The 25,292-nt window shown below is 72.0% G+C and carries 17 protein-coding genes; 11 read left to right on the top strand and 6 right to left on the bottom strand.

Features of this window, described 5'->3' with window-relative positions:
• Nucleotides 1-94: 94 nt before the first annotated feature.
• Complete coding sequence (zwf, locus tag AB0E94_RS10590; protein WP_360324853.1) at nucleotides 95-1,588, top strand: glucose-6-phosphate dehydrogenase; 1,494 nt, start codon at nucleotides 95-97, stop codon at nucleotides 1,586-1,588.
• Nucleotides 1,589-1,673: 85 nt separating this feature from the next.
• Nucleotides 1,674-2,009 (top strand): STAS domain-containing protein, encoded by a 336-nt coding sequence (locus tag AB0E94_RS10585; RefSeq protein WP_093611709.1) that lies wholly within the window; start codon nucleotides 1,674-1,676, stop codon nucleotides 2,007-2,009.
• On the opposite strand, the gene AB0E94_RS10580 is transcribed toward AB0E94_RS10585, so the two are convergent.
• A complete protein-coding gene (locus AB0E94_RS10580; protein WP_360324850.1) occupies nucleotides 1,996-3,039 on the bottom strand; it encodes an ROK family protein in 1,044 nt (347 codons plus the stop codon). The genes AB0E94_RS10585 and AB0E94_RS10580 overlap by 14 nt on opposite strands.
• Nucleotides 3,040-3,154: 115 nt before the next feature.
• On the opposite strand from AB0E94_RS10580, the gene AB0E94_RS10575 reads away from it, so the two are divergent.
• Both AB0E94_RS10575 and AB0E94_RS10570 read left to right on the top strand, forming a co-directional pair.
• The gene (locus AB0E94_RS10575) at nucleotides 3,155-4,690 is read left to right on the top strand and encodes a DUF1800 domain-containing protein (RefSeq protein WP_360324848.1); all 1,536 of its coding nucleotides are present in this window, start codon (nucleotides 3,155-3,157) and stop codon (nucleotides 4,688-4,690) included.
• 3 nt (nucleotides 4,691-4,693) lie between these two features.
• A complete protein-coding gene (locus AB0E94_RS10570; RefSeq protein ID WP_360324846.1) occupies nucleotides 4,694-5,968 on the top strand; it encodes a DUF1501 domain-containing protein in 1,275 nt (424 codons plus the stop codon).
• A 100-nt stretch (nucleotides 5,969-6,068) separates the two neighbouring features.
• Here AB0E94_RS10570 and mmsB read toward each other — a convergent pair whose 3' ends face one another.
• From mmsB to AB0E94_RS10545, 5 genes are all read right to left on the bottom strand, one after another.
• Nucleotides 6,069-7,310, bottom strand: coding sequence for a multiple monosaccharide ABC transporter permease (gene mmsB / locus AB0E94_RS10565; protein ID WP_360324843.1), 1,242 nt, complete (start codon nucleotides 7,308-7,310; stop codon nucleotides 6,069-6,071).
• The gene (gene mmsA / locus AB0E94_RS10560; RefSeq protein WP_360324841.1) at nucleotides 7,307-8,842 is read right to left on the bottom strand and encodes a multiple monosaccharide ABC transporter ATP-binding protein; all 1,536 of its coding nucleotides are present in this window, start codon (nucleotides 8,840-8,842) and stop codon (nucleotides 7,307-7,309) included. The genes mmsB and mmsA overlap by 4 nt, the downstream gene beginning before the upstream one ends.
• Before the next feature lie 71 nt (nucleotides 8,843-8,913).
• Nucleotides 8,914-10,041, bottom strand: a complete 1,128-nt coding sequence (gene chvE / locus AB0E94_RS10555) for a multiple monosaccharide ABC transporter substrate-binding protein (RefSeq protein WP_360324838.1) — start codon at nucleotides 10,039-10,041, stop codon at nucleotides 8,914-8,916.
• 28 nt (nucleotides 10,042-10,069) lie between these two features.
• Nucleotides 10,070-11,554, bottom strand: a complete 1,485-nt coding sequence (gene araA / locus AB0E94_RS10550; RefSeq protein ID WP_360324835.1) for an L-arabinose isomerase — start codon at nucleotides 11,552-11,554, stop codon at nucleotides 10,070-10,072.
• Between the two features lie 323 nt (nucleotides 11,555-11,877).
• Nucleotides 11,878-12,861: a LacI family DNA-binding transcriptional regulator gene (locus AB0E94_RS10545; RefSeq protein ID WP_360325119.1), complete on the bottom strand. Its 984-nt coding sequence runs from the start codon at nucleotides 12,859-12,861 to the stop codon at nucleotides 11,878-11,880.
• 169 nt (nucleotides 12,862-13,030) lie between these two features.
• Here AB0E94_RS10545 and AB0E94_RS10540 point away from each other — a divergent pair, with 169 nt between their 5' ends.
• The 7 genes from AB0E94_RS10540 to AB0E94_RS10510 all read left to right on the top strand — a co-directional run bounded on the left by AB0E94_RS10540 (nucleotide 13,031) and on the right by AB0E94_RS10510 (nucleotide 25,291).
• The gene (locus AB0E94_RS10540) at nucleotides 13,031-14,455 is read left to right on the top strand and encodes a DUF2252 domain-containing protein (protein WP_360324832.1); all 1,425 of its coding nucleotides are present in this window, start codon (nucleotides 13,031-13,033) and stop codon (nucleotides 14,453-14,455) included.
• 39 nt (nucleotides 14,456-14,494) lie between these two features.
• Nucleotides 14,495-14,908 (top strand): PPOX class F420-dependent oxidoreductase, encoded by a 414-nt coding sequence (locus AB0E94_RS10535; RefSeq protein ID WP_360324830.1) that lies wholly within the window; start codon nucleotides 14,495-14,497, stop codon nucleotides 14,906-14,908.
• Nucleotides 14,905-15,834: a pirin family protein gene (locus AB0E94_RS10530; protein WP_360324827.1), complete on the top strand. Its 930-nt coding sequence runs from the start codon at nucleotides 14,905-14,907 to the stop codon at nucleotides 15,832-15,834. Before AB0E94_RS10535 ends, AB0E94_RS10530 begins: the two co-directional genes overlap by 4 nt.
• A 57-nt stretch (nucleotides 15,835-15,891) precedes the next feature.
• The gene (locus tag AB0E94_RS10525; protein WP_360324824.1) at nucleotides 15,892-16,392 is read left to right on the top strand and encodes a hypothetical protein; all 501 of its coding nucleotides are present in this window, start codon (nucleotides 15,892-15,894) and stop codon (nucleotides 16,390-16,392) included.
• Between the two features lie 3 nt (nucleotides 16,393-16,395).
• On the top strand, nucleotides 16,396-16,911 hold the full coding sequence (locus AB0E94_RS10520; protein ID WP_360324822.1) for a DUF6292 family protein: 516 nt from the start codon (nucleotides 16,396-16,398) through the stop codon (nucleotides 16,909-16,911).
• 31 nt (nucleotides 16,912-16,942) lie between these two features.
• The gene (locus tag AB0E94_RS10515) at nucleotides 16,943-17,371 is read left to right on the top strand and encodes a hypothetical protein (protein ID WP_360324820.1); all 429 of its coding nucleotides are present in this window, start codon (nucleotides 16,943-16,945) and stop codon (nucleotides 17,369-17,371) included.
• Between the two features lie 1,611 nt (nucleotides 17,372-18,982).
• Nucleotides 18,983-25,291: a hypothetical protein gene (locus AB0E94_RS10510; protein WP_360324818.1), complete on the top strand. Its 6,309-nt coding sequence runs from the start codon at nucleotides 18,983-18,985 to the stop codon at nucleotides 25,289-25,291.
• Nucleotide 25,292: the final 1 nt, after the last annotated feature.

The following is a 25,292-nucleotide window of genomic DNA, read 5'->3' as shown; positions in this document are numbered from 1 at the left end:
GTCCCGCTTTGCAGGAAGCTGATGAACCCTCCGGGGGTTACCGGCCGTAAGGTTCAAACGGACGGTTACGACCCGGTCGGAGGACTCGCAGACCATGGACCACGCACCTCAGCTCATCCAGGAGCGCAGCGCCCCGCCAGCCACGCTGGTGATCTTCGGCGCGTCCGGCGACCTGACCCGCCGCAAGCTGCTGCCGGCGGTGGACAACCTGGCCCGGCACAGCCGGCTGCCCGACCAGTTCGCGCTGGTGGGTGTCGCGCGGACGCCGATGAGCGACGAGCAGTTCGCGGAGAGCGCGCTCGGCGGCCGCAGCCTCGCCGAGAAACGCCAGCTGGCCGGAGGCATCCGGTACGTGGCGGGCGGCTACGACGACCCCGACACCTACAAGCGCCTCGCCGAGACTCTCGACGAGCTGGACGCGGTCCGCGGCACCGCCGGTAACCGGCTGTTCTACCTGTCCACCCCGGCCGGCGCGTTCGAGCCGGTGATCAACGGGCTGGCCGGCGCCGGGCTCAACCAGGCACGGGAGGGCTCCTTCTCCCGGCTGGTGATCGAGAAGCCGTACGGGCGTGACCTGGCCACCGCCCGTGAGCTGGACGGCATCGTGCACAGCGCGTTCGACGAGAACCAGGTCTTCCGGATCGACCACTACCTGGGCAAGGACACCGTTCAGAACGTGCTGGCGCTGCGCTTCGCCAACTCGATCTTCCAGCCCATCTGGGACCGGTCCTGGGTCGACCACGTGCAGATCACCGTGGCCGAGACCCTCGGCGTCGGCACCCGGGGCGGCTTCTACGAGCACGCCGGCGCGATGCGCGACATCGTGCAGAACCACGTGCTCCAGGTCCTCGCGCTGGCCCTGATGGAGCCGCCCGCGTCGTTCGGCGGCGAGGGCCTGCGCAGTGAGAAGGTGAAACTGCTCCAGGCGATCCGGCTGCCCACCGACCGGGACATCGCCGACGCCGCGGTGCGCGGGCAGTACACCCGGGGCGGCACCCGCGAGGAGCTGATGGCCGGCTACCGCGAGGAGGTCGGCGTCGACCCGCTGTCGCGTACCGAGACGTATGCGGCGATGCGCCTCAACGTGGACAACTGGCGCTGGGCCGGGGTGCCCTTCTACGTGCGCACGGGCAAGCGCTTGCCGGCCCGGCTCACCGAGGTGGCGCTCCAGTTCCAGCGGCCGCCGCACCTGCCGATCCCGACCGATCAGCTCACCGGCCTGGAGGCCGACGCGCTGATCCTGCGGATTCAGCCCAACGAGGGCATCTCGCTGCGCTTCGGCGCCAAGGTGCCCGGCCACTCGTTCCGGGTGCGGACGGCGAGCATGGATTTCTCGTACGATCAGACGTTCGTCGAGGAGTCTCCGGAGGCGTACGAGCGGCTCCTGCTGGACGCGCTGATCGGTGACGCGTCGCTCTTCATCCGCAGTGACGAGGTGCAGCACAGCTGGCGGATCGTCGACCCGATCATCGAGCACTGGAACAAGGACACCTCGCCGATCCCGACGTATGAGGCCGCGTCCTGGGGCCCGACCGACGCCGACCGGCTGATCGGCCGCAACGGGCGCAAGTGGCGCAACGCGTCCTGAGTGGCGCAACCTGCGTGTGGTGACGGGCTCGCATAGGGTATTCATCGATCCCCAGCGAGCCCGTTCCACGTAAGGACACACGCATATGCAGGTCTCGGTCGCGCACCATCCACCGAACACGGCCGTGCTGGTCCTGCGCGGATCACTCGACATCGACACCGCGCCGGCGCTCAAGGCGAACCTGACCCGGCTCGTCGAGCGTCCCGCCCCGCGCGTCGTGGTGGACGTGTCAGGCCTCGACTTCTGTGACTCGATGGGCGTCGGTGTGCTGGTCACCGCGCACGGCCGGGCCGCGGAACGGGGCGGCTGGGTCCGTCTCGCCGCCCCGTCGGGCTTCCTGCGCCGGCTTTTCGACACCCTCGGGCTCAGCGATTACCTGCCGATGTTCCCGGACGTGGCGGCCGCCCTCAAAGAGGAGTGACCGACTTCAGCGCGGCCACCGCCGCGCCCCGGGCCCCGGCCATGTCCCGGTCGGGGACCAGCGCGAAGGTGGCGACCGCCTTCTGCTCGTCACGCAGGTCGGTGCTCTCCCGCACCGAGTTGAGGAACCACTGCCGGAAGTGCGGCGCCGCCTCGACCACGCCGCCGCCCAGGAAGTACGCCGACGGGTCGGTGAAGTTCGCCGCGATGGTGAACAGTTTGCCGATCGCCTTGGCCTGCTGCCCGAAGACGGCCAGCGCCATCGGGTCCTCCTTCTCGCCGTACCCGCGCAGCGCCTTGGCCGCCTTGGCGATCGGCTCGCCGGCGAGCGGGTGGTCCGGGAAGCGGGTCAGCCAGTACGGCAGCAGGTTGTTCTTGATGCCGGTGAGCGAGGCGATGCTCTCCACGTCGCCGGCGAACCCGCAGTTGCACATCGGGACCGGCTGGCCCTCCTCGAGGACCCCGTGCAGCGGGATCTGCACGTGCCCCAGCTCGCCGGCCATCCCGGCCGCGCCGCGGACCACGTGCCCGGCCTCGACCACGCCGCCGCCCAGGCCGGTGCCGACGATCGCGGAGACCGACGAGTTGGCCGGCGCCTCGGCCCCGAAGTGCTGGTGGTGCGCGTAGAGGGCGGCCGCGTTGCCGTCGTTGTTGTAGACCACCGGCATGCCGAGCCGGGTCTCCAGGGCGCCCCGGATGTCGAACCCGTGCCAGGACACCTGGTTGAAGTTGGTCGCGCCCTTCGACGAGATCACCCCGTGCGCGCTGGCCGGGCCCGGAGTGTCCAGCCCGACGGCACGGACCAGCGACAGCGGTGTCCTGGTCAGCTCCAGAATGTTGCCGAAGGCGTCGGCGAGGGCCTCGACGGCCGACTCGGGGCCTTCGAGCACCCGGCTCGGGTTCTCCACGAGGTCGCTGACGAGGAACTGCCCCGTCGCGTCGAGAACTGTGGCGTTGTTGCAGGTGCCGCCGTTGTCTAGCCCGACGACGACCCAGGAGGACGGGGTACGTACGGTTTCAGCCTGATCCACGGTCTTGAGACTAAGTCAGGGCATGGTTTCCGGTCACGGGTGCGCCCGGATTGCGGGTCCGTTAGTCACGGTTGCAGCCGTGCCTCGATCCGGCTCGCGGGCCGAACCGTCTGGCATGACAAAGCCGACCCGCCGTACCGTGCTCGCCGGTTCCGTCGCCACCGCCGCCCTCACCGTCACCGGCCTGGCCGTCGAGACGCCCGCCGCCGCCCAGGCCGCGCCCGCCCTCGACCTGGCCCGGACGCTGGGCGACGACCCGATCGCCCACCTGCTGCGCCGCGCCACCTTCGGCGCCACCCCGGAGTCGCTGGCCGAGGCCCGGCGGCTGGGTGTGAACGGCTGGCTGGACCGGCAGCTCGACCCGGCGCGGATCAGCGACACCCGGTGCGACGAGGTCGTCAAGCGGCTGCCGATGGCCGGCGCCGACCCGGTCACCGTGCGCGCGAAGCTGGCGAAGGACTCGTACGACGCGTTCAAGCAGCTCGGCCGGGCCGCCTTTGCGCGGGCCGCGTGGAGCGAGCGGCAGCTGTTCGAGCAGGCCGTCGCGTTCTGGGCGAACCACCTGCACGTGACCGCCCCGTCCAGCGGTGTCTGGGACACCCGTGCCGACTACGACACCACGGTCATCCGCAAGCACGCGCTCGGGAAGTTCGCCGACATGCTCAAGGCCAGCGCCCGGCACCCGGCCATGCTGACCTACCTGGACCAGCGTTCGTCGACCAAGGCGCACCCGAACGAGAACTACGCCCGTGAGCTGCTGGAGCTGCACACCGTCGGCGTCGGCCACCACTCCGAGCCCGACGTGCTGGCCGCGGCCCGCCTGCTCACCGGCATGACGGTCGGCAAGTCGTCGCGGGCGTACGTCTACGACGCCTCGCTGCACGCCACCGGCGCCGTCGACATCCTGGGTTTCCGGCACGCCAACGCCGCCGCCGACGGTGAGGCCGCCGCGTTCGCCTTCATCGACCACCTGGCCCGCCGCCCGGAGACCGCCGAGCGGATCGCCCGCAAGCTGTGCGTCCGGTTCGTCGCCGACACGGCCCCGGAGTCGCTGGTGGCCAAGCTGAAGAAGGTCTACCTGGACAACGACACCGCGATCGTGCCGGTGCTGCGGGCGCTGTTCCTGTCGCCGGAGTTCGCCGGCTCGGCCGGGCAGAAGGCGCGCACCCCGTTCGAGGACGCCGTCGCCACGGTGCGGGTGCTCGGCCTCGGCCCGGACGCTTCCGGGGTGAAGTCGCTCGACGCGCTCTACAACCACCTGGTCGAGGCCGGGAACGCGCCGTTCCGCTGGAGCACCCCGGACGGCTTCCCGGACGTGGCCGCCGCGTGGGCGTCGCCGTCGGCGTTCCTGATGCGCTGCAACCTGCACCTGAACCTGGCCGCCGGCTGGTACCCGAAGCAGCTGACCCGGCCCGCCGACCTGCTGAAGTCGCTGGTGCCGGTGCTGCCGGGCACGTACGGCGCGCTCGTCGACGCGATCGCGGTGCGGCTGATCGGGGCGAAACTGCCGGCCGGCCACACCGCCGCCGTGCTCAGTGTCGCCGGGAAGGTGCCGACCAGTCCTCTGACCGCCAAGGACAAGTCGCTGGCCGGCTCTGCGCCGTACCTCATCGCGCTTGTTCTTGACTCGCCGTCCTTCCAGCTGAGGTGACCGATGACCGCACCACTGCTCTGCTGTGACGAGAACGAGAAGGTACAGCTCACCCGCCGCGGGCTGCTCGGCCGCGGCCTGACCGTCGGCGCCGGGGCCGCGCTGGCCGGGCTGGCCGGGGAGACCCTGAGCACCAGCCTGGCCTTCGCCGCCGGAACCTACACCGGGGACACCCTGGTCGTGGTGTCGATGCGTGGCGGATTCGACGGCCTGTCGGCGTTCGCGCCGATCGGGGACGCCGACTACTTCAAGGCACGGCCGGGCATCGCGGTGCCGAAAGCCAAGGTGATCGCCGGGGACGGCGGCATGTTCGGCCTGCACCCGGCGCTGGCCCCGCTGCTGCCGCAGTGGAAGGCCGGCAAGCTGGCCGCCGTGCACGCGATCGGCCAGCCCGACCCGACCCGGTCGCACTTCGCGGCCATGGAGGCGATGGAGAACGCCGCGCCCGGCACCTCGATCCGCAGCGGCTGGCTGGACCGGATGCTCGGCCTGACCGGCGCGTCGGGGCCGCTGGCGGCGGTGTCGATGGGCGACGCGATGCCGGCCCGGCTGATGTCCGGCCCGGCGTCCGACGTGTCGATGCGGGGCCTGGACGAGTTCACCCTCACCGCCGACGGCAAGAGGCCGATGGCGGCGGCGCTGCGGGCGATGTACGCCGACGTCCCCGCCGTGCTGGCGGCGCCCGCTCTGGCCGCTGACCGGGCGCTGGCCGCCACCGCCACGGTCAAGGGCACGTACGCCCCGGCCAACGGCGCGGTCTACCCCGACTCCGACCTGGGCGGCGCGCTGCGTGACGTGGCCCGGCTGATCAAGGCGAAGTCCGGGCTGGTCACGGCCGCGGTGGACTGTGGCGACTGGGACATGCACCAGGGGCTCGGCCCGGCGGTGGCCGGCGAGCGGATGTACGACAACCTGCTCGACTTCTCCACCGCGCTGGCCGCGTTCGTCACCGATCTCGGCGAGGCGGGCATGAAGAACGTGACGGTTCTGACGATCAGCGAGTTCGGCCGCCGGGTGAAGGAGAACGGCTCCCGCGGCACCGACCACGGCCACGGCAACGCGATGATGCTGCTCGGCGGCGGCATCCGCGGTGGCCGGGTGTACGGCGACTGGCCGACCCTGGACCCGCAGGCGCTGATCGCCGGCGACCTGAAGGCGACCACCGACTACCGTTCGGTGATCGGCGAGGTGCTGCAGAAGCGCTGCGGCCTGGGCGCCCTGGACACGGTCTTCCCGAAGGTGAAGCCGTCGTCGTTCGGCCTGGCCGCGGCCCGCTGAACCCTGGAACGGCAACGAGCAAGGGCCGGTGCTTCTCCCAGAAGCACCGGCCCTCGTCAGCCGTCCCGGATCAAGGCCCTGTCCCGGGCCGGCCGGCTTCCTAGGCGGCGCCGGCCGTGCGGCGCTTCGACCACACGTCGAAGGCCACCGCGGCGAGCAGCACGAAGCCCTTGACCAGCATGACCGTCTCGGTCTGCCAGCCGATCAGGCCGGCGCCGTTGTTGATGACACCCATGATCAGACCGCCGGTGATGGCGCCGACCACCTTGCCGACACCGCCCTGGACGGCGGCGCCGCCGATGAACGCGGCCGCGATGGCGTCCAGCTCGAAGCTGTTGCCGGCGGTCGGGCCGGCCAGGTTGAGCCGGCCGGCGAAGATCAGGCCGGCCACCGCGGACAGCACGCCCATGTTGACGAACAGCCAGAACACCACCGACTTGACCTTGACGCCGGAGAGCGTCGCGGCCTGGAGGTTGCCGCCGACCGCGTAGATCTGCCGGCCGAAGACAGCCCGGTTGGTGACCATGGTGTAGCCGACCACCAGGATCGCCAGCAGGACCAGCACCCACGGCAGGTTGCGGAACCGGGCCAGCTGCACGACCAGGAACAGCACCAGCAGCGCCGGGACGATGACCTTGAGCAGGAACAGCCACATCGGGTCGACGGCCTGGCTGTAGCGGATCCGGCCGGCCCGGGTGCGGAACTGGACGACGGCCATCGCCACCACGACCAGGACGCCGACGATGATGCTGAACAGGTCGGCGCCGCCGAGCGCGCCGCCCAGGCCGATGTTGCCCATCCAGCCCGGGATGAAGCCGTTGGCCAGGGTGCGGATCTCGTCGGGGAACGGGCCGATGCCCTTGTTGCCGAGGATCATGTAGGTGACCGCGCGGAACAGCAGCATGCCGGCCAGGGTGACGATGAAGGCGGGAATGCCGAAGTACGCCACCCAGTAGCCCTGCCAGGCGCCGACCAGCGCGCCGAACGCCAGCGTCGCGAGCACCGCGATCGGCCAGGCCAGATCCATCTCGACCATCATGACCGCGGCGAACGCGCCGGACGCGGCCACCACCGAGCCGACCGAGAGGTCGATGTGCCCGGCGATGATGATCAGCACCATGCCGATGGCGAGCACCAGGATGTACGAGTACTGCACGATGATGTTGCTCAGGTTCTGCGGGGCGAGCAGGTCGCCGCCGGTCAGAGCCGTGAAGATCACGACGGTGATCGCCAGAGCGATGTAGATGCCGCTCTGTTTCAGGTCGAAGTTGACCCTGCGGGGAGCCGTGTCGCGCCCGGGCACGTTCGCGCCCTTGCCGACCTGCGCGGGTGCGGCCGTCACGGCGCTACCTCCTGTACTTCCTTCGTCATCAGGGTCATCAGGCTCTCCTGCGTGGCCTCGGCGCGCGGCACATCGCCGGTGATCCGGCCGGCCGAGAGGGTGTAGATGCGGTCACAGATCCCGAGAAGCTCGGGCAGCTCGGACGAGATGACCAGGATGGCCTTCCCCTCGTCGGCGAGCCGGTTGATGATCGTGTAGATCTCGTACTTCGCGCCGACGTCGATGCCCCGGGTCGGCTCGTCCAGGATCAGCACGTCCGGGTCAGTGAAGATCCACTTGGAGAGTACGACCTTCTGCTGATTGCCGCCGGAAAGCTTGCCGACGATCGCCTCGACCGTCGGCGACTTGATGTTCATGCTGGCCCGGAACTCGTCGGCGACCTTGAACTCCTCGTTGCCGTCGACCCAGCCGCCCTTGGCGAGCTTGCTGAGCGCGGCCGCCGAGACGTTGCGCTTGATGTCCTCGATCAGGTTCAGGCCGTACCGCTTGCGGTCCTCGGTGGCGTAGGCGATGCCGTGGTCGATCGCCTCGCGAACGCTCCGCGCCTGGATCTCCTTGCCGTCCTTGAACAGCCGGCCGGAGATGTTGACGCCGTAGGAGCGGCCGAAGACGCTCATCGCCAGCTCGGTGCGGCCGGCGCCCATCAGGCCGGCCAGGCCGACGATCTCGCCGCGGCGCAGGGTCAGGTTGGCGTTGCGGACCAGCGCGCGGTCGGGCTGGGTGGGGCTGTAGACCGTCCAGTCGGCGATCCGCAGCGACTCCTCGCCGATCTTCGGGGTGTGGTCCGGGTACCGGTGCTCCATGTCGCGGCCGACCATGCCCGAGATGATCTTCTCCTCGGTGAGGTTCACGGTGTTCTCGGTCCAGATGGTCCGCCCGTCCCGCAGGATGGTGACCCGGTCCGAGATGCCCATCACCTCGTTGAGCTTGTGCGAGATGATCACGCAGGTGATGCCCTCGTCACGCAGTCCGCGCAGCAGGTTCAGCAGGTGGGCCGAGTCCTCGTCGTTGAGCGCCGCGGTGGGCTCGTCGAGGATCAGCAGCCGGACCTCCTTGGAGAGGGCCTTGGCGATCTCCACCAGCTGCTGCTTGCCGACGCCGAGTTCGACGACGGGCGTGACAGCGCTCTCCGCGAGGCCCACCCGGCGCAGCAGCTGGTCCGCCGCCGCGTTGGTCCGGTTCCAGTTGATCCAGCCGTTCTTGGCCTGCTCGTTGCCGAGAAAGATGTTCTCGGCGATGGAAAGATTGGACGCGAGCGCCAGCTCCTGATGGATGATGACGATGCCGCGATGCTCACTGTCACGAATGCCGGAGAAGTGGCACAGCTCGCCGTCGTACTGGATGTCGCCCTCGTAGGTGCCGTGCGGGTAGACACCCGAGAGCACCTTCATCAGGGTCGACTTGCCGGCCCCGTTCTCGCCGCAGATGGAGTGGATCTCGCCTCTGCGTACCTCGAGATTGACGTCCTGCAGCGCCTTGACGCCCGGGAACGTCTTGGTGATGCCGCTCATCCGCAGGATCGTGTCGGTCATGGAGCCCTCCTATGGGCTGATGAGGCCGCGCCCCCGCCCGCCGGGGGACGGGCGGGGGCGCGGGTCCTACATCACTTCAGCTGGTCAGCCGTGTAGTAGCCAGCGTCGACCAGTTCCTTCTGGACGTTGTCCTTGGTGACGATGACGGAGTCGAGGAGCTGCGACGGGACGACCTTGACGCCGTTGTCGTAGTCCGTCGTGTTGTTCGTCTTCGGGGTCTGGCCCTTGAGGACGGCGTCGGCCATCTCGCCGGTGGCCTTGGCCAGGTTACGGGTGTCCTTGAAGATGGTGGAGTACTGCTCACCAGCGAGGATCGACTTGGTCGAGGCGAGCTCGGCGTCCTGGCCGGTCACGATCGGGTAGGCCTGCGCGCCGGTGCCGTAGCCGCCGGACTTGAGGGCCGAGAGGATACCGATCGAGATGCCGTCGTAGGGCGACAGAACGCCGTTGACCTTCGAGCCGTCCTTGTAGGTCGAGGTCAGGATGTTCTCCATGCGCTTCTGCGCGGTCTCCGGGTCCCACCGCAGCGTGGCGACGGTCTCGAAGTCCTTCTGGCCGCTCTTGACGACGAGGGTGCCGTCGGCGATGTACGGGTCCAGGATGCTCTTGGCGCCGTTGAAGAAGAACGTGGCGTTGTTGTCGTCCGGCGAACCGGCGAAGAGCTCGACGTTGAACGGGCCCTTCTTGTCGGTCTTGTTGCCGGTCGCGTCGAGCACGCCCAGGCCGGTCAGCAGCGAGGTGGCCTGCTGGACACCGACCTTGAAGTTGTCGAAGGTGGCGTAGTAGTCCACGTTCGGGCTCTTACGGATGAGCCGGTCGTACGCGATGACCTTGATGCCGGCCGTCTTGGCGTTCTCCAGCTGGGTGGTGATCGCCTCGCCGTCGATCGACGCGATGATCAGCAGCTTCGCGCCCTTGGTGATCTGGCTGTCCAGCTGCTGGGTCTGGGTCGGGATGTCGTTCTCCGCGTACTGCAGGTCGACCTTGTAGCCCAGGCCCTCGAGCTGCGACTTGAGGTTGTCGCCGTCGTGGATCCAGCGCTCCGAGGAACGCGTCGGCATGGTGATGCCGACCAGCGCGCCGGCGGTGTCACCGCTGGCGGCCTCCTTGTCGGCGGTCTTCTCGGCGTCGCCGCAGGCGGCCATCGTGGCGACCATGGTGGCAGCGGTCAGAACGGCCGCGAGCCGGGGATATTTCACGGTGGAATCTCCTCTTTGAGAACGGGTGTTACAGGGGGCGGGCCAGGCGGAAGTACGCCTGGTTCCAGCGCACCCGGTCAGCGAAATCGGCCGGGCTGGTGCGCTCATCGATCAACAGAAGTTCGGTCTGGGCCATCTCCGCGAAATCGCGCAGTGTCTCCGCGCCGACCGCCTGGGTGAGCACCGTGTGGTGCGGTCCGCCGGCCATGATCCAACACTCGGCGGAGGTGGACAGCGACGGGGCGGGCTTCCACACCGCGCGGGCCACGGGCAGGTTCGGCAGCGGCTCGTCCGGCGGGATCACCTCGATCTCATTCGCGACCAGGCGGAACCGGTCTCCCATGTCGGCCATGCCCATGACCACCGCCGGGCCGGGGGCCGCGTCGAAGACCAGGCGCACGGGGTCCTCCCGGCCGCCGATCCCCAGCGGGTGGATCTCGGCGCGCGGCTTCGCCGACGCGATGGACGGGCAGACCTCGAGCATGTGCGCGCCGAGGATCTTAGGCTCACCCGGACCGAAGTGGTAGGTGTAATCCTCCATGAATGAGGTGCCACGTCCGGTTCCGGCGCCCATCGCTTTCACGGTGGCCACGAGGACCGAGGTCTTCCAGTCACCCTCGCCACCGAAGCCGTAACCGTCCGCCATCAGACGCTGCACGGCGAGGCCCGGCAGCTGCCGCAGCCCACCGAGGTCCTCGAAGTTGGTGGTGAAGGCCCCGAAGCCGCCCTCGGTCAGGAACCGCCGCAGGCCGGCCTCGATCCGGGCGGCGTAGCGGAACGAGTCGAGACGGTCGCCGAGCAGCTCGGGGGCGATCTCGAAGACGTCGCGGTACTCGGCGATCAGCTTGTCGATCTCGATGTCGGACACCTGGTCCACGACCGCCACGAGGTCGTTCACGCCGTACGTGTTGACCGAGACGCCGAACCGCAGCTCGGCCTCGACCTTGTCGCCCTCGGTGACCGCGACGTCGCGCATGTTGTCGCCGAAGCGCGCCAGCCGCAGGCTGCGCAGGTGCTGGAGGCCGGTCGCGGCCCGGGTCCAGGCGTCGATGCGCTTCACCACCGACGGGTCGGCCACGTGCCCGGCGACCACCTTGCGCGGCACGCCGAGGCGCGCCTGGATGAACCCGAACTCCCGGTCGCCGTGCGCGGCCTGGTTGAGGTTCATGAAGTCCATGTCGATGGTCGACCACGGCAGTGACTGGTTGTGCTGGGTGTGCAGGTGCAGCAGCGGCTTGCGCAGCGCGTCCAGGCCGCCGATCCACATCTTGGCCGGCGAGAACGTGTGCATCCAGGCGATCACGCCGATGCAGTCGCGGTCGGCGTTGGCCTCCAGCATGACCTGCTTGATGGCGGCCGAATCGGTGAGCACCGGCTTGCCGACGATCTCGGCGGCGAGGCCACCGGCGGCCAGGGTCCGCTGGATCTCGGCGGACTGGTCGGCGACCTGCTGAAGGGTCTCCGGGCCGTAGAGATGCTGGCTTCCGGTCAGGAACCAGATCTGCGGGTTCATCGGTTGGTCCTTTGGTCGAAGAAGTTCAGGCGCCCGCGACAGCGCGGCCCACCGTCGCCGGAGCAGGCAGGCACGTCTTCATCCGGTCACCGGCCATGAGGGCAGCCGGCAACCCAGTGATCTTACGTCCGGAAACAGGGCCACCGTCACCAAACGTCACGCCATACCCGGCCATGGGATGTACCTCCGAGGGGTGGCCGAGAGGGTGGCCGCGACCACATCCCGGCGGGAGAACCCCAGTGTTATCGCTAACAAATGGGCCTGTCAACGCCCGTCGGCAACAACGAGGTAACGGCCCATTAACGTAGGCGGAGAGTAATCGCTCAGATGCGCCGGGGGGCGCTTTCCCGGACGATCAGCTGCGGCGGCACGACGATCTGGTCAGCCGTGCCGGAATCGTCCCTCATCTGGCCCAGGAGCAGGCTCAACGCGGCCCGCGCAACGTCACCGAAGGCCTGCCGGACAGTGGTCAGCGGCGGAATGAAGTAGGCCGCCTCCGGAACGTCGTCGAAACCGACCACGCTCACGTCGTGCGGCACCCGCCGGCCACGCTCGTGCAGCGCCCGCAGGATGCCCAGGGCCAGGTGGTCGTTCGCGGTGAAGATGGCGGTCACCTCGGGCATCCGGGCCAGCATCTGCCCGGTCCGGTAGCCCTCGGCCGCCGACCAGTCGGCCGACAGCAGCGGCGGCACCTCGGCGCCGGCCTCCTCGAGGGTCTGCCGCCAGCCCTGGATCCGGCCGGCCGAGTCGAACCAGTCGGTCGGGCCGGACACGTGCCAGACCGTCTCGTGCCCGGCGTCGAGCAGGTGCCTCGTCGCCGCACGGGCGCCGGCCACCTGATCCACCGTCACCAGCGGGCGCCCGCTGGACGGGTCGCCGTCGATGAAGACGACCGGCAGGTCCTCCGGGATCTCGGCGAGCGCCTCGGTGGCCGACGCGGTGTTGGCGATCACCACGAGACCGGCCACCCGCTGGTCCAGATGCCTGTCGACGACCGCCGAGATGGACGACCGGTCCAGCTCGCGGACACTGCCCACGCTCACCGCGAAACCGGCGTCCGCGGCGGCCTGCTCGAACTCGCTGAGCATGGTGGCCGGGCCGAACAGGGTGCTGTTGCGCGCGACCACGCCGATCAGCTGGGACCGGCCGGTGACCAGGGCACGCGCGGCGCGGTTGGGGCGGTAGCCGAGCTCGGCGATGGCGGCCCGGACCCGGATGCGGGTCTGCTCCTTGACATTGGGATGATCGTTGAGGACACGCGAGACGGTCTGATGGGAGACACCGGCCAGCCGGGCCACATCCGTCATCGCCGGGCTACGTGATCCCTTGTCCACTTGCGCACCTCGTCCGATCCAGGTCTGATGGAGCGTAACGGGACTCCGCCAGCTACTCATAGACTCCGAAATGTTATCGATAACATCGGCATTTCACGAGCCCCGCGCGGACGATCTTTGGCGACACGTACCCTCGGCAGCGATGCAACCTTCAGCAGCAACGAACACCGGGCCGGGTGTGCTCGGCAGCTTAGCGGACGAGGGCTTCACCTCGTTACGCCGGGCCGCCGCCCCGCGCGCCGAGCGCTACGAGATCGGCCGGTCGCTGCGTGACCGTTCGCCACGCTCCGACATGGCCCACTGGAAGACCCCGGCCGGGCGGCCCGACCCGGTCGCCCAGGTCGTCGCGTCCCACGAGGGCCGCCTCGGCCGGCTCGTGCCGGTCCGGATCGGCCGGATGATCGCCTCGCCCTACACCTTCCTGCGCGGCACCGCCGGCCTGATGGCCGACGACTTCGGCGGGCTGCCGAGCACCGGCATCACCCCGGTCATCTGCGGTGACGCCCACCTCGGCAACTTCGGCTTCTACGCCTCCCCCGAGCGCGAGCTGGTCTTCGACCTCAACGACTTCGACGAGGCCCACCCCGGCCCGTGGGAGTGGGACCTGCGCCGCCTCGCGGTGAGCGTGCACGTCGCCGGCCGGGTCAACGGCTTCCGGGAGAGCTCCTGCTCGGACGCCGTCCAGCACTGCGTCGAGTCGTACCGGGACCAGATCGCCCACCTCGCCGAGCAGCCGCTGCTGGCCCGCTCCTTCGACCAGCTCGACGTCGAGGGCATGCGTTCGGCGGCCAGCCGGGCCAGCTTCCGCGACGAGATCGAGCGGGCCGCCCGCCGGGCCCGCCGCCGCACCAGCGACCGGGCACTGCCCCGCTTCACCGAGCGCAACGACGGCGCCCTGCGCCTGGTCGAGGAGGAGCCGCTGATCACCAGGCTCCCGGCCGACGAGCGCGAACAACTCGCCGAGGCCCTCGACGGTTACCTCAGCACCCTCAAGCCGCACTGGGCGCGGATCCTCGGCGGCTACCGGATCGTCGACATCGCCCACAAGGTGGTCGGCGTCGGCTCGGTCGGCCTGCGGGCGTACGTCGCGTTGTGCGAGGGCAGCAGCCCCGACGACGTGCTCTTCCTCCAGCTCAAGCAGGCCCGCCGCTCGGTCGTCGCGAAACACCAGCACGGCGCGCTGGCCTGGCACCGCCACCAGGGCCAGCGGGTGGTGGAGTACCAGCAGGCGCTCCAGACGGTCAGCGACCCGCTGCTCGGCTGGACCACGGTCGGCGACCATCAGTACTACGTGCGCCAGTTCCGCGACATGAAGGGCGCCATCGTCGTCGACGACATCAACGCCGGCGCGCTCGCCGACTACGCCGCCATCTGCGGCTTCCTGCTCGCCAAGTCGCACGCCCGGACCAGCGGCGCCTCCATGATCGCCGGCTACGTCGGCAGCGGCGACAAGCTCGACGAGTCGCTGGCCCGGTTCGCCCGCGCCTACGCCGACCAGGTCGAGAGCGACCACGGCGCCCTGGTCGCCGCGGTCCGCCGCGGCGACCTGCCGGCCGAGCCGGCCTGACCGAGAAAAAATGACTTCAACCCCCGATGAGGTACGCCCGTGAGCGGCTCCATTCCCCTCGACTCCCCCGCGCTGCTGGACTTCTGGACCGAACGTCACCTGTGCACGCTGACCACCCTGCGCGCCGACGGGTCACCGCACGTGGTCGCGGTCGGGGCCACCTTCGACCCGGTCGCCGGCCTGGCCCGGGTGATCACCTCGGGCGGGTCCACCAAGGTCCGCAACGTGCTGCGCGGCCGCCAGCGGGTCGCGATCTGCCAGGTCGACGCCGGCCGCTGGAGCACGATCGAGGGCCTCGCCGTGATCCGCGACGACCCGGACTCGGTCGCCGACGCCGTCCAGCGGTACGCCGCCCGTTACCGCCAGCCCCGCCCCAACCCGGCCCGGGTGGTCATCGAAGTGAAGATCACCCGCGTTCTGGGGTCGGCGTCACTACTAGTCTCGGAGGGATGAGCACCCCGCCGGACATCGCCGACAGCGTGCTGCTGCCGGGCCACGACGTGCCCCTCGGGCGGTACACCACGGTCCGCCGCCTGCTGCCGCACCGCGAACGGCGGATGATCGGCGCCTGGTGCTTCGTCGACCACTTCGGACCCGACGACGTCAGCGGCCGCCCCGGCATGCAGGTGCCGCCGCACCCGCACTCCGGCCTGCAGACCGTGACATGGCTGGTCGACGGGCTCATCGAGCACCGCGACAGCCTCGGCAGCCACCAGTTCATCTCGCCCGGCCAGCTCAACCTGATGACCTCCGGGCATGGGATCGCCCACTCCGAGTTCACCCCGCCCGAGCACCCGGACGGCATGCACGGCCTCCAGCTGTGGATCGCCCTGCCCGAGGACGCCCGGCACGGCCCGGCCCGCTTCGAGCATCACGCCACCCTGCCGTCGCGTCAGGACGGCGACGTCACCGTCACCGTCCTGATCGGCGGGCTCGGCGGCCTGCGCTCCCCGGCCGGCGTGCACTCGCCGCTGGTCGGCGCGGAACTGCTCTGCCACACCGCGACCCGGCACACGCTCGGCCTGGACCCGGCGTTCGAACACGGCGTGCTGGTGATGTCCGGCGGGGCCACGGTGGCCGGGACGCCCCTGTCGCCGGGGTCGCTGCTGCACCTCGGCGGCGGCCGCGACCGTCTCGACCTGGAGTCGGCCGGGCCGGCCCGGCTGTTCCTGCTCGGCGGGACGCCCTTCGACGAGCCGCTGGTGATGTGGTGGAACTTCGTCGGCCGCAGCCACGACGACATCGTCCGGGCCCGGGCGCAGTGGACCGCCGGGGAGAGATTCGGCGCCGTCGCGGGTTGCCCGGCCGAGCCGCTTCCGGCGCCCGAGCTTCCCACGGTACGGCTGAAGGCGCGCGACAGGCACGGCAACACGTACTGACCGGCGTCCCAGCCCGCACGGCTTCACATTTGCGCCACCGGCCGTCATGATCAGCCGATGACGCCCGCCCGACTCCTCACGGCGCTGTCCGGCGTCCCCGGCCTGTTCCCCCGCGCCGACCAGCGGGAACCACCGACCATCACCTGGGACGACGGGCCGTCCGGGCGCACCGCCGCGGCCGCGCTGGCCGCCGCCGGCTTTCCGGTGTCCGAACCGTTCTGGGCCGGCGGGCTCGTCGACGTCGGTATCGAGCCGTGCGTCTTCCAGCGGGTGCTGCGCCCGGAGACGGCCGCCCTGCTCTGGCTGCACGGCTCCGAACCGGACACTCCCGACGGCGACGCCGCCCTGGCCCGCCGGGTGTTCGCCACCGACCTGCCGGGCGAGGGCTACCTGCCCGGCACCCACGAGGACGGGCTCGCCGTCCACCTGCTGATCGGCGAACTGGGCCCGGCCGACTTCGGCGGCGACGACCTGTTCGCCCGGATGGGCGCGGCGGTGCGCCGGGTCTTCGGCGGCCGTCCGGGCCTCGTCGAACTCGCCGGCCGCGCCGTCATCTGAACCGTGGACGGCAGCCGGGCGGCGCACGCGGCCTACATCCGGGCCGTCGCCGCGGCACTCGAGGACGCCGGGGTGCCGGTCGCCGACTGGCGAGCCGACGACGGGCCGGTCCGGGACGGGTGGATCCCGTTCGACCTGGCCCGTCAGGTGCGGCTGCACGGGCGGCCGGTGTGGGACCACGACCAGGCGGGGGCCGGGTGGTCCGAGGAGCGGGGCTGGTACCTGCTCACCGTCGACGATCCGGCGGGGCGCGATGTCCGTACCGCAGAGGATCTTGGAATCGCGATGATCGCCGCGCCGGGCGCGGTGGCCCGGACCATCGCCTCCGTCGCCGGTCTCTCCGCCGCATCCGCCGGTCCCTCCGTCGCATCCGCCGGCCCTCCGGAAGTCGACGCCGACTTTCCTGGGCATCGGGCCGGGGTGAGCGATCCGGCGTTCGAGGCGGCACTGCTGCGTTATTCGGCGAGTCGCACAAAGTCCGTTGACGGGTGGCCGGGCGCGGCGGAAGGTCGGGGGTAGACCCGACCGCTGGACTGTCGGAGGAACCCCCGTGACCCTCCTCGATGCCGGACGCCTCGTCCTGATCCTCGCCGCGCCGGCCGTGGTGGCCGCCGGATGCCGCTACGTCCCCAGGTGGTGCGCGGCCGCGGCCGAACGTCTCCGCCCGCCCGTCCCGCAACCCTGGGGCCCGCCGATCGAACGTCTCGCCGCCGACCTGCGCCGGCTGCTCCGCCTGCACGGCGAGCTCGCCGCCTCCGCACACGTGTCGCTCTGCGCGCACCGGTTGTGGGCGGTCGAGGCGGCCATCGGCGCCCGGGCGGTCGAGGCCGCCACCGCGCTCGGAGTGCCGCATCCACACCCCGGCGCTGTCGGCACGCTGACCCGCACCGAACTGTCCGCGTTGCTCACCGCGCTGGCCGCGGCCGGGCTGGTGCTGCCCGCCCGGGTCAGCGGCTTCACCACCGACGGGCGCCTCTGACACCCACGGTGACCGCAGCCACCGTGGTCGTCTGCGCCTACCCGCCCGCGATCTTGTTGACTTCGGGCACGCCCCTGTCTCGCGGAACTCCACAAGGTCAGCAGGAGATTCGGACCTGGACTTCGAAGCTCTCCAGCAATGCCGGCGCCACTGGCGCGGTGGTGGCGGTGACGGTAGCGGTGGTCAGCGCACACAATCGGCGTGCGTGTGCGTTCAGCATCGTCCCGGCGTGGACGCACGCACACGGTGCGCCGATTGTGTGCGTCCATCCGGTTCGGGACAACGATGAAATCCCACGCAATCGCAATGTGTGCGCTGATCGTCGTCCTTCCGGCTCAAGACCTCGCGGTGAAGGTTGTCGGCACTCGAACCCGGCATTCAGGCTTGCCGTTTCCTGCTCAGCGCCAGTCGGTGCGGGTGCTCGGCCGGCTGCGTTCCGTTCGGTGGCATCAGCCCACACCACTTATTGCCACGCGCACGTCGATGACCGGCGATCTTGTGGACTCGTACGTGACAGGGGCGACCGAAATCAAGATCGCCTGGCAGAAGGGGCATGCCCGACGGCTGGGGATCCACCGAATGCGAAACCTGCGGGTCGGCGGCTTCGTGGGAGGACGGCGGCGGAATGACAGGATTCCGCCGCCGCCTCCGGGCCCGGCCCGGGGCGCCCGGTGACGCACGCCGCGAGGGATTCGAGGGGGCTCCTCCCCGCGGGGGTGTTCCGGGCACGGCTCGGCCACCTTGCTGGGGGGGCGGTGACCGCCGGGCCGGGTGGCTCCAGCGCGAAACGCGAGAACGCGGCAACGCGAACCGGCGAGGACAGCGGCGGGAGATGGGCTCCCGCCGCCGCCTCCCGACCCGGCCCCGTGCCAAGAACCGCCAACCGCGAGAAGACGAGGGGGCGTCGTCTCAGCGGAACGTCTCGGGCACGATGCGGCCGCCATGTAACCGGGGGGGGCGGCGGCCGTGGGCCGGGGAGTCCGGGCCGCAATGAACCCGCCGGGACATCGTCGGCCGCGGCGGGGTGCACATCCACCGTGACAGATCACCGGTCCATGATCCGCGACCACGGAGCGTGTCCTTCGCCACCCGCCGGACACGCACGGGACACCTCTCGTTCACGCGTGTTCCGATACAGCCTGTCACCTGTTCAGGGTCACCCGCTAGTCCGTGGTTCTCCTGAAGAGCAGCTTAAAAAGTCCTTAAGCCGACACCGGGCCCGTCACCTCACGACAGCGAACACCGTTGATCAGGGCGACCCCCGGACCCCGTCCGGAACCGCCTCCGAACCCCTGTCATAGTGACTGCTCAAACCGTTGAACCAGGGCCGCCCGCAGGACGTATACCCCGATGATCGCGCTCCATCGGCGAGCTGCGGCGCCGATGCGATCGACCCTCACGGGCCGTCCGTGAGGCCGACGACGGGGACCCGCAGGGCGGTGGCGCACTGCGCAAATCCGTGGTTAACCTTCCACATCCACCACGTGGCAGGTATTGATCGCGGGACGCAGGGGGCGGCACCGGGGTGCGGAGGTGGTACAGGGTGAGGACGGTGGCACGGATGCGGCGTCGGGGCGTTGGGTCCTTCCCCAGCCGATTCGGGGCCGCGTCATGAGCTTCGAAGACGATGAGTACTGGGAGGACGAGTACGACGAGTACTCGTTCATGCCGAGTTCCGCGGTCAAGCAGGAGAAGCACTACACCAAACGCACCACCCCGGACCCGGTCCTGCCGACCCGCCGTCGCGCGGGCGCGCCCGAGGACGGGAACCTCCGCCAGAAGCAGGCCGCCTTCGACTCGGAACGGCCCTCCTGGCTCAACGACCCTGACTTCGAGCCGATCGACACGTCGGTCGACAACCTGGCCGGCGACGAATTCGACGACGTCGACTTCAACCGGCCCGAACTCGGCGTCGACTTCGACAAACCCGACTTCCCGATCGTCGACCCCGCGGCCCGCCCGGAACTCCGGCGAGGCGGCGCGGGCCAGCGCCGCGGCGGAGACAACCGTTATGAGCGTACGGGTGACCAGCGCCGTGACGACGAACGCGGATACGGGCCGTCCTCCCGCTACCGGGACGACGCGCCGCCACGCCGGGACGGGGGCGCCCGCCGCGCCGACGACCCGGGCCGCCGTGACCGCGGATGGGACGACCGCCGGGACGGTGCGCCGGCCCGCCGCGACGAGCGGGACGGACGCTGGGACGACCGGGACCGCCGCCCCGCCGGGCGCGACGACGTCCGCGATCCCCGCGGCCTGCGCGATCCCCGCGACTCCCGTGACCCGCGCGACATCCGGGACGCCCGGAACTCCCGCGATCTGCGCGATTCACGTGGCGATCTGCGCGACCCCCGTGACCTCCGCGATCCGCGCGACCCTCGCGGTGACCTTCGTGACCCGCGTGACACCCGCGGTGAGGGCCGCGACCCACGTGACCCGCGCGGTTCCGCTGCCGACCTGCGCGGTGTCTCCCCCGACGCCCGCGACCCGCGCGGTGGGGTGCGCGACTCGCGTGACGGCCGTGGCGATGCCCGTGATCCGCGCGCGGACTCCCGTGACCCGCGCGACTCGCGTGACGTTCGTGACCCGCGCGCCGATTCCCGTGATCTGCGCGACTCGCGTGACGGCCGCGCTGACGTCCGTGACCCCCGCGCCGACTCCCGTGACCTCCGTGATCAGCGCGGTGACCTGCGCGACCCGCGGGACCAGCGCGGTGACGTCCGCGATCAGCGCGGCGAGCCGCGTGACCCGCGTGCGGGCCGGAGCACCCGGGACGATCTTCGCGCGGCGCAGGGCGACCAGCGTGATCCGCTGGCCGGCGACGACCGGCGGGATCCTCGCGACGACCGCCGGGGCCGTGGCCCGCGGGCCATGGAGATCCGCGCCGACGAGAGGTGGGACGACGAGGGCCACGTCGAACGCGACGGCGACCGCCCCGGCAGCGGCCGCACCATCGAACTGGGCGCCGACGAGTACTGGGAGGACAACAGCCGTTCCCGCGACGGCGACGACCGGCGCCGCCAGGCTCGTCCCGCCCGCGCCGGCGAGGTGTGGGAGGACGACGACTTCGGCCCGATCCGCCCGCCCGGCGGACGCCGCCCCCGACGCGACGAGGACGCCCGGCGGTCCGGTCCGGCCCGCCGCGAGGACCCGGCCGTCACCGGACGCGCGCAGGTCCCGGCCTCCGGTCCGGACAGTTTCGACCAGGTCTTCGGTACGGGCGACGAGCGCTACCGCCAGGACCGTGACCAGCGTCGCGAGCCGGCCCTGCCGGCGGCCGCGGACACCCGCACCCCGGCCGAGCAGGTAGCCCGCGACCAGGCCGAACGCCGTCCGTCCACATCCGACGACCGGGCCGGAGCAGCCCGCCCGGACAGCGCCGCCACCTCGGCCGGGGACTTCCCGGGCCAGCCCGAAGCCGGCGCCGGCCACGCCACGGCGCCCGGAGACCTTCCCGGCCAGGCACCGTCCGGTCCCGGCCGCGCGGTGCCAGGTCAGGCCGAGCCGGGCCATGGAAGCGCCGCCGACCGCGGCGACGCACCACCGACCACAGCCGGGCCGACCGGGCGCGGAAGCGCCGCCGACCGTCGCGACACACCCCAGACCGCAGCCGGCCAGACCGGGCGCGGAAGCGCCGGCGAACGCCTCGACGCAGCCGGACATTCCGGGCGCGGAAGCGCCGGCGAACGCCTCGACGGGCCGCGGACCGCGGCCGGGCCGACCGGACGTGGGAGCGCCGGGGACCGTCCGAGCACACCGCAACCGGAGAACGGAGCCGGGCCGACCGGGCGCGGGAGCGCCCCCGACCGGCGCGACACGTCCCAGAGCGCCAGCGGTCAGACCGGGCGTGGAAGCGCCCCCGACCGGCGTGGCATGCCGGAGACCGAGGAGCCGACCGTTCCGACCGGGCTGGTCGGCGCCGGTGGCCGCCCCGGCGTGCCAGAGGGCGCCAACGGCCCGGGCACGGCGGGACAGCGTCCGCAAGGCGCCGCCACCGGCGGAACCGCGCAGGGCCAGGGCGACTGGTCCGCGCAAGGCCAGGGCAACCCCGCCGCACCGGGCCAGGGTGACTGGGCTGGGCCGGGACAGGGCGGCTGGCCCGGGTCGACGGCCGGTCCGGTGGATCGTGGAGCTGATCCGGCGGCGGGGCGGCCGGTTGCGCCGCCGGCGGCCGGTGGCCAGGCTGCGCCCGGTCAGGGTGATGTGGACGGGGCCGGGCGGGAGGCTTCCGGCAAGGCTGAGCGGAAAGGCTCGGAGCGGCGCGGGGGCTGGCGTTCGGCTGTGGCCCGGCTCGTGCCTGGACAGCGGGGCGCCGCCTCGGACGCGCCCGCCGAGCCGGCCGCCGATCTCAGTGGACGGGACGGCCAAGGTTCCGGGGTTGGGCAGAGCCCGGATGGGGGCGCCCCGCCGAACCCGTCGGATGGGAACGTACCGCCGTCCGGCGCGGACAACGGGCCACGGGTGGTCCGTCGCGCTGAGGCGCCCGTACCGCCGAAGGTTGTCAGCACTGCGACACCGCCTCCCGCGCCGCGCGTCATCAAGGCCGAGCCGCCGGTTGCGCCGCGTGTCGTCGCCGCGCCGGCGCCGGTTCCGCCGGCGCGCGTGATCGGTCCGAACGGACCGCAGCCGGGATCCGAATCGGGCCGCCCGGACGGTGACGCGGCTTCCGGCAACGGATCACGGGCCGACGTTCCGGCTTCGGGTCCCCGGGGCGCGGCCGGCGGACGTGATGCCGGCGCGGCGCCCGGGACCGCCGGGATCGTTCCGGGGCAGGGCCCGCGTGGAACGGTTCCCGGGCCGGGCTCGGCCGGGCCGGGCGCGCCGGGTTCGGTGGACGCGCGCTGGGGTGGGCCCGGTGGGCGTCCCGAGGTGACCGGAGGCTTCGAAAGGCCGCCTGGTGACCCGCAACGGGGTGGTCCGGGTGGACGGCCCGACGTCACCGGCGCCCCGACGGATCCCCGCTGGGGCGGTGCCGGGGGACGGCCTGACGTCACCGGCGGCTTCGAACGGCCCGCCGCACCCGGCGACCCGCGTTGGGGTGGCGCCGGGGGACGTCCGGATGTCACCGGCGGCTTTGAACGGCCCGCCGCACCCGGCGACGCCCGCTGGGGTGGCGCCGGTGGACGGCCCGACGTCACCGGTGGTTTCGAACGGCCGGGTGACGGTGCGGGTCCGCATCAGCGGGCTCGGTCGCCTCGTACCGCTCATGTCTTCCTCAGTGAGGGGGACGGGCCGTGGGCCATGGTTCCGGATGCGGCTCAGCCGGCCACCGGCGCGCGCCCGGTTTCGCCGCCGGCTCCCGAGGGTGGCGTGGCCGGTCAGCCTTCGGCGGCCACGGCGTGGCCGCCCGCGACCCGGCCGCAGGTTCCCGGCGATGCGGGTCCGGGTGTGCAGCCGGTTCCGGGCGGGGATCCGTCGGCCGCCTGGCCGCCCGCCAGCCGGACCACTCCCGGTGTCCCGGGCCCTGGACCGGCGCCCGCGGTGCCGGCTCAGCCCGGACCGGGTGCTCCGCAGGCCGGTCCCGGCACCCCGCCGATCGCACCGGCCGCCGGTCTCCAGCGGCCCGCTGCCGCTGGTCCGCAGCCGGTTTCCGGTGGCCAGCCGGTGGCGCCACGATCTGCGCCGCCTTCGAACGATCCCGGCGGGCTCGGGACCTCGTGGAACGGCTTCGGCGCGCCCGCGGCGGGTGCGCCGGCCGGCAGCACGCCGCCGGTCGCCGGTCCCGAGGCTTCGCGGAACGGGTTCGGAACGCCGGGTGCGCCGCAGGCCGGCGGCGGGCGCAACAACGCCGGTCCGGGTGGGACGTCCAGTGGGCCGTGTTCGGCGCCGCCCGCGCAGGGTGTGCCGGCCGGACCGTGGAACGGCTTCGGATCGGCGCCCCAGACGGGCGCTGCCTGGGACGGTCCGACCGGCGAGCAGACGGTCCGGGGCGACGTGCCGGGTTCGGCGCCGTCCTCGGGCGGCCCGCGGCCCGGCGCACACACCGCCGGCAACGCCGCCGCGCAGGCCGGTACCGGCCAAACCGGCACCGGGCAGGCAGGTGCCGGGCAGGCAGGCGCTGGATGGAACGGTGCCACGCCGCGATCCGCGCCGCCCGCCTCCGGTGCGGCTACCCGCGGGCCGGGGACGGGTGGGGCCGCGATGCCCGCCTCGGGCGCACCGGCCGGGCAGCCCGGCTGGAACGGGACCACACCGGTCTCCCCCGCGCCGGACGGGCGGCAGGCCGGCCGGAACGGGCCTACGCCGGTCTCCCCCGCGCCGGACGGGCGGCAGGCCAGCTGGAACGGGCCTACGCCGGTCTCCCCCGCGCCGGATGGGCGGCAAGTCGGCTGGAACGGGCCTACGCCGGTTTCGCCGGCGCCCGCGTCGGCGGGTGACGGGCGGCCGGTCACCGGTCGCGGTGGCGCCACTCCGGTGTCCGGGGCGCCCTCTGCGGCCGCGCCGGGTGACGGACGGCAGGTTCCGGGGCCGGGGGTCACGGCTGAGCGGCCCACAGTGGCCATGCCCAAGCCGGGCGCCGGGGCCGGGCGGGAGAAGATCGGGTTCCCGCTCAGCAGGCCGGAGCCGGTCGAGGTGGACCGGCCGTACATGGATGCGGACGGGACACTGCACAATCTGCGGCCGATCGGCCGGCTGGAGACGTCCGGGCCGGACACCGAGCCCCGGCGGTATGCCGACACGGCGTTCGGTGGTGGCTGGTTCGTCAGCAAGGGCACCGGGAAGGACGACGGCTCGGCGGCTGCCGGTGAGCCGGACACCGCGGCCACCGCGGACGGCGGCTCCACGGGAGACGGACCTGCGGGCGCCGGGGGTGGCTCCGGGCGGCACGCCTCCAAGGCAGACGGTGGCCGGACCACCGCGGAACGTGACGTCGACGGGGCCGGAACCTCCGGCGAGGCCCGGCACCAGGCCGCTGGCGAGCGGACGGCCACGGCCGGCGGACAGCAGGCCACCGCAGCCGGAGAAGCGAAGGCGGCCGGCGAAGCGAAGGCGGCCGGAGAACGGCAGGCCGAGACGGCCGGTCACCCGGACACGGCCGGGAAACGGCCGGCCGGAGACGGCGAACCGCAGGCCCGGGACGGCGGGAATCCGAGCGCCGCTGGAGAACCGCAGACCAGGACCGCTGGGACACCGGACGAGGCCGGAGAAGCGCAGGCCGAGACCGGCGGGAACCCGGGCGCGGCCGGCGGAGAACCCGGCGGAGCCGGGCAGAAGGGCGCCTCGGAGCAGGGCTCGGCCGGTGACGGCAACGGGGCGAGGACGCCGGACGTGCCGCGCGGGCCGGAACTCGCTCCGCATCTGCCGTTGACCGCGGCCGAGCTGTCAGCGATCAGGTGGCGGCTGGACGGGGCGACCCTGCGGGAGGTCGTCGACAACCGGGACGCGCTGCGGGCCCTCGGTGAGCGTCTCGACGGGCCGCTCACCGACGAGGCGGACAACATCGTCAAGGCGGGGCTGCTGAGCGTACGCGCGGAGGTGTACCGCCTGCTCGGTGAGCTGGGCATGGCTGCCGCGGCGAGCCGGCTGGCGCTGGCCCACGCCGAGTCGGCGCACGACCTGCAGTCGATGGTGATCGCTCAGGCGGAGCTGGCGCACGTGCTGCGGCTGCGGGGTGACTACATGGAGGCGGACCGGCTGTTCCAGAAGGCGGTGGAGGCGGAGGTGTCGCCGGCGGTGCGCAGTGTGGTGCACGAGAACGCCGGGCGCAGCTGCTTCGACCAGGGGCGGCACATGGAGGCGCTGGACCATTTCGCGCGGGCGATCCGGCTGGGCGCGCCGGAGGACACCGATCTGGTGGAGCGGATCGGGGTGTGCCTGGAGGCCGTCTACATCCACGTGCTGCGGGACGGCTGGGGCCCGTACCCCCGCAGGTCTCCGGAGATCCTGACCCCGCTGGGCGGTAAGCCGGCCGCGGAGTGAG

Source organism: Actinoplanes sp. NPDC026670, from assembly GCF_040638175.1.
GTDB lineage: Bacteria > Actinomycetota > Actinomycetes > Mycobacteriales > Micromonosporaceae > Actinoplanes.
The sequence above is the reverse complement of the archived record's forward strand: the minus strand, read 5'-3'. Positions and strand labels throughout refer to the sequence as shown.

Bases quoted from the DNA above. Each gene is read 5' to 3' on its own strand.
- AB0E94_RS10545 (WP_360325119.1), bottom strand. From the start codon at position 12,861: ATGACGGATGTGGCCCGGCTGGCCGGTGTCTCCCATCAGACCGTCTCG.
- mmsA (WP_360324841.1), bottom strand. From the start codon at position 8,842: ATGACCGACACGATCCTGCGGATGAGCGGCATCACCAAGACGTTCCCG.
- AB0E94_RS10510 (WP_360324818.1), top strand. From the start codon at position 18,983: ATGAGCTTCGAAGACGATGAGTACTGGGAGGACGAGTACGACGAGTAC.
- zwf (WP_360324853.1), top strand. From the start codon at position 95: ATGGACCACGCACCTCAGCTCATCCAGGAGCGCAGCGCCCCGCCAGCC.
- araA (WP_360324835.1), bottom strand. From the start codon at position 11,554: ATGAACCCGCAGATCTGGTTCCTGACCGGAAGCCAGCATCTCTACGGC.
- AB0E94_RS10585 (WP_093611709.1), top strand. From the start codon at position 1,674: ATGCAGGTCTCGGTCGCGCACCATCCACCGAACACGGCCGTGCTGGTC.
- AB0E94_RS10540 (WP_360324832.1), top strand. From the start codon at position 13,031: ATGCAACCTTCAGCAGCAACGAACACCGGGCCGGGTGTGCTCGGCAGC.
- AB0E94_RS10525 (WP_360324824.1), top strand. From the start codon at position 15,892: ATGACGCCCGCCCGACTCCTCACGGCGCTGTCCGGCGTCCCCGGCCTG.
- AB0E94_RS10575 (WP_360324848.1), top strand. From the start codon at position 3,155: ATGACAAAGCCGACCCGCCGTACCGTGCTCGCCGGTTCCGTCGCCACC.
- AB0E94_RS10530 (WP_360324827.1), top strand. From the start codon at position 14,905: ATGAGCACCCCGCCGGACATCGCCGACAGCGTGCTGCTGCCGGGCCAC.
- AB0E94_RS10570 (WP_360324846.1), top strand. From the start codon at position 4,694: ATGACCGCACCACTGCTCTGCTGTGACGAGAACGAGAAGGTACAGCTC.